We start from the raw sequence: 11884 nt of genomic DNA on the forward strand, positions 1-11884 counted from the left end.
ACATGAATCCATATCAAAACCGGGATGATCCAGCCGACCGGCTGCTGCGGCGCGGGCTCAAGATCATGCATCTGCAGCTTTTGGCGCAGCTCGAACAGGGCAAGCCGCTCGGCGCCGCGGCCGCGGCGCTCGGCATCGCGCAGCCCGCCGCGTCGCGGCTGTTGTCCGAAGCCGAGCGGATCGCGGGCTGCGCGCTGCGGCGGCCCGACGGGCGCGGGATCCGGCTCACGCCCGAGGGCGGCGCGCTGGCGCGGCGTGCCGGGCGGATCCTGGGCGAGCTGAACGATGCCGGGCGGGAATTGTCCGAGATCGCCTCGGGCCTGTCGGGCGAGGTGCGCATCGGCGCCGTCACCGGCCCGGCGATGGACCGGGTGCTGCCGGTGCTGCAGGCGGCGCGGCGATCGATGCCCAAGCTGCGCATCCGGGTCGAGATCGCCAATTCCGAAGAGCTGAGCGAGGCCCTGCTCGACGGGCAGCTCGATCTCGCGCTGGCGCGGCTGCCCGCCGCGCGGCCAAGGGAGCCGTTCGATTTCGTGCCGCTGAGCCCCGAGCCCGTGGCGCTGGTGGTGCGGGCCGGGCACCGGCTTCTGGCGCAGTCGGGCCCGCCCCCGCGCGAGATCCTGGACCAGGACTGGGTGCTGCCCGCGCCCGGCACGCTGTTGCACGACACGGTGCAGGACCGGCTGGCCCGGCTCGGCCTGCCGGCGCCGCATGTGAGCGTCACCACCTCGTCCTTTCTGCTGACGCTGGCGCTGGTCCAGCGCAGCGACGCGGTGGCGCCGATGGCGCGGGCGGTGGCGATGCGGTTTTCGGGCGCGGCCTGCGCGGTCCTGCCCGAGGATCTGGGCATTTCGGTCGCGCCTTACGGGTTGCTCACCCGCGCGGGCGCGGTGCTGCCGATGGCGGCGCGGCGGCTGGCCGAACAGCTCGTGCGCACCGCGCCGGACAGCCCCGCGCCGCCGGGCCCGGACGGCATGCCGGGCCCGCATGACGGCCCTGTCCAAACTGCAGGGCAAGCCCCGTGACAAGGACGCCGGGCGGGACTATGTGCGCCATTCCCAACCCCTTCTTTTGCAAAGGATCGCGCCCGTGTCCGCCCCCGTGTCCGCCATCGTCTCCTCCACCCCCGCCCCCACCGTTGCCAGCGCCGGCTTCGTCGCGCGCCTGCGCGCCGCGGCGGGCCGGTGGTTCGCCCATCGCCAGTCGATCTGCGACCTGGCGCTGCTGAGCGACGAGGATCTCGCGCATCTGGGCGTCTCCAGCCGCGAGATCCGCGAAATCCGCCGCGTTGCCCGATTCGAGGCACCGTTCACGCCGCGCCCCGCCGCCCCCGTGGCGCAGCGGGCCAACCCGCTTTCGCTGCTGACCAGCGCGGCGCTGCACCGCTGAGACGGCCCGCGGCGTCCGGGCCCCGCGCGATGCGGGCCGGGCGGCGCTTCAGATCATGCCGCGCATCTGCGCGGCATGCACCGCTTCGGCGGTGGTGCGGGCCCCGAGCGCGGCCCGCGCCGATTTCAGCCGCGCCTTGAGCGCGCTGGCGCTGATGCCGATGATCCCCGCCGCGCGCGCATGCCGCTCCCCCGAGGCCATCAGCCGCAGCGCCTCGCGCTGCGCGGCGGTCAGTTCGATGGCGCCGGGCGCGCCCGCGTGCAATCTTGCGATGATCGCAAGCGCGAGATCGCGCTCCGCCGCGGTAAAGGGCCGGTCGGCGCGGGCCAGACCGCAAAACGACCGGGTCTCGGCGTCTCCGGTCGCCGCGGTGATGCCGTGGCAGAGCCCGTGCGCCTGCGCGTCGGCGATGACGCCGTTGGGATCGCGCGCCGCGAGGCTGTCCCAGCACGCCACCCCGTCATGGCTCAGCGCCCAGCCGATCGCCGGGTCGCGCAGGAAATAGGATTTGCGCGCATAGGTGTCGCGCCAGCTTTGCGCATAGCAGTTCTCGATATGCGCGGCGCGCCCCCGTCGCACCCGCAGCACCGCCGAGAATCCGGCAGGGGCAAGCCGCGCGAGTTCGGAGAAATCATGCGGAGCGTAGCTGTGCATAGGCATCGGCGGCAAAGACGTCCCTGGTGGCGAAGATTCGGTGTTGCGTACGCAACAGGCCCGAGATAGCGGGCAATTTAATGGCATTGAAGCGACGACAGCTTTGCACGTCAAGCGTGTATAAAGAATGCCGCATATTTTTTGACGCAAGATGAGCCGCCCGCACCGGCCCAAGGCCCGACCCGGCGGCGCGCTGGCCGGAGGCGTCGCCCTGTGCGCAGATGCGAAGCCCTCCCGCCATGGCCGGGGCTTGCCGCGCGACGGTGCCGCCACACCTCCCCGTGCAGGAACGCAGGACAGGAGACGTACATGGGACATCGCATCCTTTTCATCACCGGGGCCTCGTCGGGCATCGGCGCCGCCACCGCGCGCGCCGCCGTCGCGGCGGGCTGGCATGTCGGGCTGATGGCCCGCAGCGAGGACAAGCTGGACGCGCTGGTCAAGGAACTCGGGGACCGGGCGCTGGCGCTGCCGGGCGACGCCACCGACCTGGCCGCGCAGGAGCGCGCCGTGGCCAAGCTGGTCGAGAGATGGGGCGGGCTCGACGCGGCCTTTGCCAATGCCGGGACCGGGCTCGACACGCCCGGCACGGTGGAGGGCGATCCCGAGGAATGGCGCAAGATGGTGGATCTGAACATCATGGCGCTGCTCTACACCGCGCGCGCCGCGCTGCCCGAGCTGAAAAAGCGCAAGGGGCATCTCGTGCTGACCGGGTCGGCGGCGGGCAAGCGGCACATCGCGGGTTCGATCTACGGCGCGACCAAGTGGTTCGTGCACGGCTATGCCGGCAACATGAGCGAGGAGATGCGCGACTGGGGCGGGCGTTGCACGGTGATCGCGCCGGGCATGGTCGACACGCCGTTCTTCTCCGAGCCCAAGCCCGGCAAGATCCGGCCCGAGGACATCGCCCGCGCGGTGGTCTTCGCGCTCGACCAGTCCGAGACCGCCGACCTGCGCGAGATGTTCATCATGCCGACCGGCTGATCCGGTGCCCCGGTTTCAGCCCAGCTCCCCATCGGGCGGGGCCGCGACGGTATGGAATTCGGAGCCGTAGCCGACAATGCAGCTGATCCCCGCCGGGTCGGTGAGCAGCACGGTATAGCTGCCGTTTTCCGGGTTGGACCAGATTTCGAGCATCCGCTGCCGCGTCTCGACCGTGGTTTCGAGACCGGCGGCGGTCAGCGCCTCGGAGTAGCGATCCTTGAGCCTCTCGACGATGTGATCGCGCGGGGCGCAGCCCATCGCCGCCGCCGGGGGCGCGGTCGCCGCCATGCCGAACAACAGCGCCGTGGTCACCAGCCGTTTGAACATCAGATCCTCCATGGTTCCACAACTGCGGATCGAGGAGGAGATGCTGTGGAGACAAACGCCCCCTCATACCAAATATGGAGCGGGCAGCCGCAAGGTCCAAAACAAGTCCGATCAACAGATGCGGAACCGCCCAGTATCCGTCAGGGCATCGTGACTTCGCCGGTCACCATGTTGGTGTAGTCGCCGCCCTCGCCGCCGGCGTCGAACGTGCCGCCGCCTTCGGCTTCGGCCCATTTGCCGGTGCCGCCCCGCACCATCCAGTCGCCGGTGATCCGGCCCTCCTCGCCCATCCCCGTGACCGTCCATTCCATCACCGCCATGTCGCCATCGGCGTCGGAATAGTGGCAATAGCCACTGCCCTGCATCGCGCCGACATCGACCAGCGCGGCGCCGAAGCACGGGCCGGACAGGCTGGCGAAGGGGCTATCGGGATCGGTGGTCTCGAAGCCGTCATATTCGACCTGGTTGTGCACGACCATCATGCCTTCGCCCACCGGCATCTGCATGCTGTTGGGCGTGCCCTTGCCGACGCCCTCGACGCTGATGGTCTCGGCCTGTGCCGTCCCCACCCCGACGGCACCGACAAGCGCCGCGCTCATGACAAACATCTTCATCGTTACACCTCCTGCTGGGCGGACCACGGCAGGCGGACCGCCTGGCCCCAGCTTAACACGAACCGGCCCCGAAACGGGCGCAAACGCAAAACGGCGGCCGTCCCGTGCCGGGACGACCGCCGTTTCGGCGCCCCGTCGGTGACGGGGCAGGTCCATGCGCGATCAGGCGGCGCGGGCCGCGTCGCGGGCGATGGTGTTGATCATGCCGCGGGCGATGCCGAGATCGGCAAGATCGCGGTCGCTCAGCTGGCCCAGCTCGCGCTGGGTCTGGCGGTACACCCGGTTGCGCTCGATCGCGGCCTTGAAGCGCGCGGTGATCGCGGTCAGGCCGAAGGTTTCGGTGTTGAAGGTGGTGCGCTGGTCGATGGTGGCGGTGGCCATGTCAGTATCCTTGGTTCGGGTCCGTTATGCGGCCCTTGTCGCGGGCCTGATCGGCGTGGCGCGTATCGCCGCGTCGTTGACCCCAAATTGGTAGCGGTAACGGCGAATGAAAACCCCTGCCCGCCGTAGACCCGCCATGCATCCCGTGCATGGGCGCGGTCTCAGCGCGCGGCGGTCCAGTCGAGCACCACCTTGCCCGACGATCCGCCGCGCATCGCCTCGAAACCCGCGACGTAATCGGCCACCGGCATCCGGTGGGTGATGACACCCCGCACGTCGAGCCCGTTCTCCAGCATCGCGATCATCTTGTACCAGGTCTCGAAGATCTCGCGGCCATAGACGCCCTTGATGGTGATCGCCTTGAACACGATGCGGCTCCAGTCGACCGGCGATTTGCCCGGCGGGATGCCGAGCATGGCGATCCGCCCGCCCATCACCAGCCGCTCGACCATCTGGTCGAGCGCGCGCTGGTTGCCCGACATCTCCAGCCCGATGTCGAAGCCCTGCTTCATGCCCAGACGCGGCACCACCTCGGCCAGATCCTCCTGCGCCACGTTGACCGGCACCACGTCGGCCACCTGTGCTGCGAGCGCGAGCCGGTCGGGGTTGATGTCGGTGATGACGACATGGCGCGCGCCGACATGGCGGGCGACGGCGGCGGCCATGATGCCGATCGGGCCCGCGCCGGTGATCAGCACGTCCTCGCCCACCAGATCGAAGGACAGCGCGGTGTGCACGGCATTGCCGAGCGGATCGAGGATCGCGCCGATCTCGTCGTCGATGGCATCGGGCAGCGGCACCACGTTGAAGGCCGGAAGCCGCAGGTACTCGGCAAAGGCGCCCTGTTCGTTGACGCCGATGCCGCGCGTCTCGGGGTCGAGGTGGAACTTGCCCGAGCGGCTCTGGCGCGACTGCTTGCCGATCAGGTGCCCTTCGCCCGAGCAGCGCTGGCCGATGGCGAGATCGGTGACGTTGGACCCCAACTCGACGATCTCGCCCGCGAATTCATGCCCCGTCACCAGCGGCACCGGCACGGTGCCCTGCGCCCAGTCGTCCCAGTTCCAGATGTGGACGTCGGTGCCGCAGATCCCGGTCTTGTTGACCCGGATCAGCACGTCGTCGGGGCCGATCTCGGGCACCGGGACGGTCTGCTGCCACAGCCCCTCTTCCGGCTTGGCCTTGACCAGCGCGGTCATGCCGTTGGGGCGGCTCACGAGATCACGCCCAGCTCGCGGCCCGCCTGCCCGAAGGCCGAAAGCGCCGCGTCGAGATCCGCGCGCGTGAGCGCGGCGTTCATCTGGGTGCGGATGCGGGCCTTGCCCTTGGGGACCACGGGAAAGAAGAAGGCCGAGACATAGACGCCCAGCTCGTCGAGCCTCGCGGCCATCTTCTGCGCCAGCTTGGCGTCGTGCAGCATCACGGGAATGATCGGATGCTCGCCCGGCAGGATCTCGAAGCCGAGATCGGTCAGGCCCTTGCGCCAGTATTCGGCGTTCTCGAAGAGCCGCGCGCGCAGATCGTCGCTCTGCTCGACGAGGTGCAGCGCCTCGAGCCCGGCGGCGCAGACCATCGGCGGCAGCGCGTTGGAAAAGAGATAAGGCCGCGCGCGCTGGCGCAGCAGGTCGATGACGGGCTGCGGCCCCGCGATATAGCCGCCGATGGCGCCGCCAAGCGCCTTGCCCAGCGTGCCGGTCAGCAGGTCGGCCTTGACGCCGAAATGCGCGGGCGTGCCCGCCCCCTTGGGCCCCATGAAGCCGGTGGCGTGGCAGTCGTCGACCATCATCAGCGCCTCGTACTTGTCCGCGAGCGCGCGGATCTCGTCGAGCTTGGCGAGATAGCCGTCCATCGAGAAGACGCCATCGGTGGCGATCATCACGTGGCGCGCACCGGCCTCGCGCGCCTCCTTCAGCTTGGCTTCAAGGTCGGCCATGTCGGAATTGGCAAAGCGGTAGCGCTTGGCCTTGCACAGGCGGATGCCGTCGATGATCGAGGCGTGGTTGAGCGCGTCGGAGATCACCGCGTCCTCGGGGCCGAGGAGCGGTTCGAACAGCGCGCCGTTGGCGTCGAAGCAGGCGGCGAAGAGGATGGTGTCGTCATGGCCGAGATACTCGGCCAGGCGTTTCTCCAGCTTGCGGTGCAAATCCTGCGTGCCGCAGATGAATCGCACCGAGGCCATGCCATAGCCGTGCCGGTCGAGCGATTCCTTGGCGGCGTGGATCAGGTCGGGGTGGTCGGCGAGGCCGAGATAATTGTTGGCGCACAGGTTGATGACCTCGCGCCCGGCGAGATCGACCCGCCCGCCCTGCGGCGAGGTGATCTCGCGCTCGGTCTTCCAAAGCCCTTCCTCGCGGATCTCCCCGAGCCGGGTTTCGATGTCGTGCAGGAAGCGGGTCATGAAGGGTCCTTTCCGGGCGCTGTAGATGCCAGAGTCTATGCCCGCGCGCGCCGCTTGCAAGCTCTGCCGCCACGGCAGGGCCTGGGCGGGCGGATCGGCGCGAAAGCCAAGCCTGCAAAGGCTCAGCCTTCGCCCTCGAAGCGGTAGATCGCCAGCCCGCGCTCGCTCTCGTCGATCTCCAGACGGCGGTTGACCGGGGCATGGGCGCGGCTGGCGCAGTTGGGGCGTTCGCACAGGTAGCAGTTGATGCCGATGCCGGTCGGCGTGATCCGGTCGAGATCGAGCCCCTCGGCATGGGCCAGCCGCGGCGCGTAGGCGACGTCGCAGCCCAGCCCGATCGCCAGCCGCGTCGCGGGCTGGCCCAGCGTGCCGCCATGCCGCGTCACGGTGCGCGCGATCGAGAAATACCGCGCCCCGTCGGGCATGGCGATCGCCTGCGTGTGCACCCGGTCGGGCGCCTCGAAGGCGGCGTGGATGTTCCACAGCGGGCAGGTGCCGCCAAAGGAGGAGAACGGAAACCGACCGGCGCTGAACCGCTTGGAGATGTTGCCCGCCTGATCGACCCGCACGAAGAAGAAGGGCACGCCGCGCGCGCCGTCGCGCTGCAGCGTGGTCAGCCGGTGCGCGACCTGTTCGTAGCTGGTGCCGAAACGGTGGCTCAGAAGCTCCACGTCGTAGCGCGCCGCCTCGCAGGCGGCGAGGAACCGCGCATAGGGCATCAGCAGCGCGGCGGCGAAGTAGTTGGCAAGGCTGACCCGCGCCAGCGCCAGCGCCGAGGGGTCCGTCAGCCCCGACCCCGCGATCTCGTCGGCGATCTCCTGTCCGAATTCCATCCGCGCCAGCAGCACCGCCATCTGGAACCGGCGGCTCGGCTGGCTCAGAAGCTCGGACAGGCGCAGCTCGCCGCGATGCGCGACATGCTGCCGGAGCCGCCCGGCCATCACGTCGGGCGGCAGGATGCGCACCCGGATGCCGTGCCCGCGCAGCCGCTCGGTCAGCGCGATATGCGGCTCGCTGCGGTGCAGAGACATCTCGTCGGCCATGGCCTCGGCGGCGCGGTCGAGCGCGTCGACATGGTTGCGCCGCTCGAACAGCCAGGCGCGCACCGCCTGCACCGCGCGGCTGCCCTCCTCGAGCACCTCGACCTTGTCGCGATCGGCGAGCGGGTTGGTCTCGGACTGGCGGCTCAGGATCATCTGGCGGTAGCGGTCATGCAGCCGCACCAGCGCCGCCGCGACGTTCGGCGCCGCCGACAGCGCCTGTTCGATCTCGACCCGGCCGACGCGCGCCTCGAGCGCCGGATCCTTGAGCGCCGCCGCGAGATCGGCGGCGAGCTGCGCGTCGGTTTCCGGGGCCAGCTCGCTGACATTGATGTCAAAGGCTTCGGCCAGCCGCATCAGGAGCTTGGCCGAGGCCGGGCGCTGGTTGCCCTCCATCAGCGTCACGTAGCTGGCCGAGACGCCGAGCCGCGCCGCCATGTCGGCCTGCGTCAGCCCGAGCGAGACGCGCAAGGTTTTCAATCGCGGGCCGATCAGCAGCTTTTCCCGGTGTTCCACCACGACATACCTAACAATGTTTCATCATTATTGGTTACATAACTTACAAGATTACCCGCTCGCAACTTAATTATGCTGCAACTGCGTCATGACCCTACTAACCTTACAGACAGCAAGACGCCGTTCCGTCGCGGCGTCCCCAACAGGAAGGTTTCGCAGATGCCCCTCGATCTCGTCCCCGCCCCCGCCGCGCCCAAGCCGGTTCTGCTGCGCGACGTGCCCGGCGCCTCTGCCGTCCTCACCGAAGAGGCGCTGGCGCTGGCCGCCGAATTGCAGACCCGTTTCGCGCCCCGGATGCAGGCGCTCGACGTCGCCCGCGCCCGCCGGCAGGAGCGCGCCGATGCCGGCCGCCTGCCCGACTATCTCGAAGAGACCACCGCCACCCGCAAGGGGATCTGGAGCTGCGCCCCGGCGCCCGAGGCGCTGCGCGACCGCAGGCTCTGTCTCGTCACCGGGGCCGAGGCGGGCGCGCTGGCCACGGCGCGCGGTGCGGGCGCCTCGGCGATGATCGTCGATCTCGACGAGGCGACGGCGCCGGGTTTCGCCAATCTCGTCGCCGGGATCGCCGCGCTGACGGCGACCGCCGACGACCCGCTGCCGATGCTGATCCGCCCGCGCCCGCTGGAGCGCGACGAGCCGGCGCTGCTCATCGGCGGGCACCCGGTGTCCGCGGGGCTGTTCGATCTGGCGCTGATCGTCACCCATCTCGCCGCGCCGCTGTCGGCGCGCGGCATGGGGCCGTGGCTGCAGATCGGCGGCATCGACAGCCACCGCGAGGCGCGGCTGTGGTCCGAGATCCTCGCGATCTGCGAAACGCGGGCCGAACTGGCGCCGAACACGCTGCGCGCCGAAGTGGCGATCGAGACGGTCAATGCCGGCTTCGAGATGGACGAGATCCTGTGGGAGCTGCGCGACCGCGCGGTCGGGTTGACCTCGCGCGCCGCCCCGCTGGCGGCGTCGTATCTGCGGCTGATGCGCGCGCATGAAGCGGCGCTCTTGCCCGCGACGCTCGATCCGCAGGCGGCGTTTCTGGGGACCTGCGCCGCGCGCATGGTCAAGGTCGCGCATCGCCGCGGCACCCATGCCATCGCCGAGGCCCCCGCAGGCACCGATCCGGCGCTCCTGCGCGGCCCGCTCGACGAGGGTTGCGACGGGCTGCGGCTCGATGCGCCCGACCGGATCGCGCCGGCCCGCGCGGCGGTGGAGCGCGCCCTGCCCGGCGCGCACCAGATCGGCCGCCCGCGCCAGTATTTCCGCATCAGCCCCGAGATGCTGCTCAAGCCGCAGGCCGGACCGGTCACCGAAGCGGGGCTGCGCGGCACCGTCCATATCGCCATCGCCGCACTCGCCGCCTGGATCGCCGGGCGCGGCCCGGTGCGGATCGAGGACGGTCTGCACGGGCTCGCCTCCGCCGATCTCGCCCGGGCGCGGCTTGGCCAGTGGCTCGCCCATGGCGCGGCGGTCGAGATGGAGGCGGGCGACAGCCGCCGCATGACCGCCGACTGGCTGGCCGCGCTGATCCACGAGGAAATCGTGGCGCTGGTCGAATGGCTGGGCCCGCACAGCTTCCATCGCGGCCGCTACGCCTCGGCGGCGCGGATCGTGCAGGAAGCGGCCTGCGCCAGCCCGCAGCCGGACCATGTCGTCCGCCTCGCGGCGCCGCTGCTCGACACGCTCGACTGATCATCGCCGGGGGGCGCCATGCCCCCCGCCCCACCCACACCCATCCCGAAGGACCACAGGACATGACCGACACCACCCCGCCGCGCCGCCAGAGCTATGCCGCGCGCCGCGCCGCCCTCCAGAGCCGTTTCCCGGACGGCACCGCCCCCGGCGGCGTCGGGCTCGACGACATCGTGCAACTGCAGATGCAAAACAGCTACGACACCCATCTCGACATCGCCCGCGACATGGCGCGCGTGATGCGCGCCGACATGGCCGCCTATGACGCCGACCCCGAGCATTTCACGCAAAGTCTGGGCTGCTGGTCGGGCTTTCACGCCCAGCAGATGATCCGGTCGGTCAAGCGGCTGCGCGGCACCACCAAGGGCGCCTATGTCTATCTTTCGGGCTGGATGGTCGCGGGCCTGCGCAACCGCTGGGGCCACCTGCCTGACCAGTCGATGCATGAAAAGACCGCCGTGGCCGACCTGATCGAGGAGATCTACGTCTCGCTGCGGCAGGCCGACGAGGTCGAGATGAACGACCTGTTCCGCGCGCTGAGCGCCGCGCGCAAGGCGGGCGACGCGCAGGCCGAGCGCGAGGCCATCGCCGCCATCGACGGCTTCGAAAGCCACGTCGTGCCGATCATCGCCGATATCGACGCGGGCTTTGGCAACGAGCACGCGACCTATCTTCTGGCGCGCGAGCTGATCCGCGCCGGGGCCTGCTGCCTGCAGATCGAGAACCAGGTCTCGGACGCCAAGCAATGCGGCCACCAGGACGGCAAGGTGACCGTCCCGCGCGAGGATTTCATCGAAAAGCTGCGCGCCTGCCGGCTGGCCTTCGAGGAGCTGGGCGTCACCGACGGCGTGATCGTCGCGCGCACCGACAGTCTCGGCGCCGGGCTGACCCAGAAGCTCCCGGTGAGCCGGGCCCCCGGCGACCACGCGGCCGAATACCTCAAATGGGTCGAAACCGAGAGCTTCGCGGACCAGCCCGCCGAGGGCGAGATCGCGCTGTGGCGCGATGGCGGCTGGCAGCAGCCCGCCCGCCTGCCCAACGGGCTGGTGCGCTTCAAGGAAAACACGGGCCGGGCCCGCGTGATCGAGGATTGCGTGGCCTCTCTCAATGATGGCGGCGCGGATCTCATCTGGATCGAGACCGACACGCCCAACGTCGCCGAGATCGCCAGCATGGTCGACGAGATCCGGCGCGCGGCCCCGCACGCCAAGCTGGTCTACAACAACTCGCCCTCGTTCAACTGGACTTTGAACCTGCGCAAGCAGGTCCGCGCGGACTGGATCGCCGAAGGCCGGATCGCCGAGGCCGATTATCCCGACGGCACCGCGCTGATGAAGGCCGAATTCGACGCGACCGATCTGGGCCGCGAGGCCGATGCCCGGCTCAGGCGGTTCCAGCACGACATCTCGACCAAGGCGGGGGTGTTCCACAACCTGATCACCCTGCCGACCTTCCACCTGACCGCGAAATCGGTGGACGAGCTGTCGCGCGGCTATTTCGGCGAAGACCGGATGCTGGCCTATGTCGCCACCGTGCAGCGCGAGGAGATCCGCCGCGGCATTTCGGCGGTCAGGCACCAGCACGAGGTCGGCTCGGATCTCGGCGACAGCTTCAAGGAGATGGTCGGCGGCGAACGCGCGCTCAAGGCCGGGGGGCACGCCAACACCATGAACCAGTTCGCCGCCGAATGAGGTGTCGGCCCGGTCGGGCCTGACCGGGCGATGCTCTCGGACGCCGCTCCCCCGCTCGGGGGGGGCGGCGTCGTCCTGCGCGCGATCCGAATCGTTCCTGCCCCGCCCCTGCCGCCTTTCGGTCGCACCGGGGCGACAGCCCCGCCACACCGCCGCAGGACCGCTTCGAAAGCGGGCAGGCGCCCTGAAACCGGGCAGGCGCATGCGCTG

12 protein-coding genes are annotated in these 11884 nt (G+C 70.0%); 5 read left to right on the plus strand and 7 right to left on the minus strand.

The genetic code is table 11. The annotated features are described in order from the left end of the window. Window positions 1-2: 2 nt before the first annotated feature. Together LOKHON_RS00630 and LOKHON_RS00635 are read left to right on the plus strand one after the other, a co-directional pair. Window positions 3-1025 (plus strand): LysR substrate-binding domain-containing protein, encoded by a 1023-nt coding sequence (locus LOKHON_RS00630; RefSeq protein ID WP_017929769.1) that lies wholly within the window; start codon window positions 3-5, stop codon window positions 1023-1025. A gap of 64 nt (window positions 1026-1089) precedes the next feature. Next, the gene (locus tag LOKHON_RS00635) at window positions 1090-1389 is read left to right on the plus strand and encodes a hypothetical protein (protein ID WP_017929770.1); all 300 of its coding nucleotides are present in this window, start codon (window positions 1090-1092) and stop codon (window positions 1387-1389) included. Window positions 1390-1437: 48 nt separating this feature from the next. On the opposite strand, the gene LOKHON_RS16020 is transcribed toward LOKHON_RS00635, so the two are convergent. After that, entirely contained in the window at window positions 1438-2043 is a 606-nt protein-coding gene (locus LOKHON_RS16020; protein ID WP_017929771.1) for an autoinducer binding domain-containing protein, read from the minus strand. Window positions 2044-2352: 309 nt separating this feature from the next. Between LOKHON_RS16020 and LOKHON_RS00645 the strand changes: the two genes are divergently transcribed. After that, on the plus strand, window positions 2353-3027 hold the full coding sequence (locus LOKHON_RS00645) for an SDR family oxidoreductase (protein WP_017929772.1): 675 nt from the start codon (window positions 2353-2355) through the stop codon (window positions 3025-3027). A 15-nt stretch (window positions 3028-3042) separates the two neighbouring features. Here the strand turns inward: LOKHON_RS00645 and LOKHON_RS00650 are convergent, their stop codons facing one another. The 6 genes from LOKHON_RS00650 to LOKHON_RS00675 form a co-directional block, all read right to left on the minus strand. Further along, window positions 3043-3354 carry a hypothetical protein gene (locus tag LOKHON_RS00650; protein WP_033315713.1) on the minus strand — a complete coding sequence of 104 codons (312 nt, stop codon included), beginning with the start codon at window positions 3352-3354 and terminating at the stop codon, window positions 3043-3045. Window positions 3355-3494: 140 nt separating this feature from the next. After that, the gene (locus tag LOKHON_RS00655; protein ID WP_017929774.1) at window positions 3495-3968 is read right to left on the minus strand and encodes a hypothetical protein; all 474 of its coding nucleotides are present in this window, start codon (window positions 3966-3968) and stop codon (window positions 3495-3497) included. Between the two features lie 162 nt (window positions 3969-4130). After that, complete coding sequence (locus tag LOKHON_RS00660; RefSeq protein ID WP_017929775.1) at window positions 4131-4349, minus strand: DUF1127 domain-containing protein; 219 nt, start codon at window positions 4347-4349, stop codon at window positions 4131-4133. Between the two features lie 161 nt (window positions 4350-4510). Beyond that, the gene (gene tdh, locus LOKHON_RS00665; protein ID WP_017929776.1) at window positions 4511-5545 is read right to left on the minus strand and encodes an L-threonine 3-dehydrogenase; all 1035 of its coding nucleotides are present in this window, start codon (window positions 5543-5545) and stop codon (window positions 4511-4513) included. 14 nt (window positions 5546-5559) lie between these two features. Next, the gene (locus LOKHON_RS00670; RefSeq protein ID WP_017929777.1) at window positions 5560-6744 is read right to left on the minus strand and encodes a glycine C-acetyltransferase; all 1185 of its coding nucleotides are present in this window, start codon (window positions 6742-6744) and stop codon (window positions 5560-5562) included. A 122-nt stretch (window positions 6745-6866) separates the two neighbouring features. Continuing rightward, complete coding sequence (locus LOKHON_RS00675; protein WP_017929778.1) at window positions 6867-8300, minus strand: helix-turn-helix domain-containing protein; 1434 nt, start codon at window positions 8298-8300, stop codon at window positions 6867-6869. A gap of 159 nt (window positions 8301-8459) precedes the next feature. Between LOKHON_RS00675 and LOKHON_RS00680 the strand changes: the two genes are divergently transcribed. Together LOKHON_RS00680 and LOKHON_RS00685 are read left to right on the plus strand one after the other, a co-directional pair. Continuing rightward, entirely contained in the window at window positions 8460-9983 is a 1524-nt protein-coding gene (locus LOKHON_RS00680; protein ID WP_017929779.1) for an aldolase/citrate lyase/malate synthase family protein, read from the plus strand. A gap of 62 nt (window positions 9984-10045) precedes the next feature. Next, on the plus strand, window positions 10046-11674 hold the full coding sequence (locus tag LOKHON_RS00685; RefSeq protein ID WP_017929780.1) for an isocitrate lyase: 1629 nt from the start codon (window positions 10046-10048) through the stop codon (window positions 11672-11674). Window positions 11675-11884: the final 210 nt, after the last annotated feature.

It is taken from the genome of Limimaricola hongkongensis DSM 17492, from assembly GCF_000600975.2.
Taxonomy (GTDB): domain Bacteria; phylum Pseudomonadota; class Alphaproteobacteria; order Rhodobacterales; family Rhodobacteraceae; genus Limimaricola; species Limimaricola hongkongensis.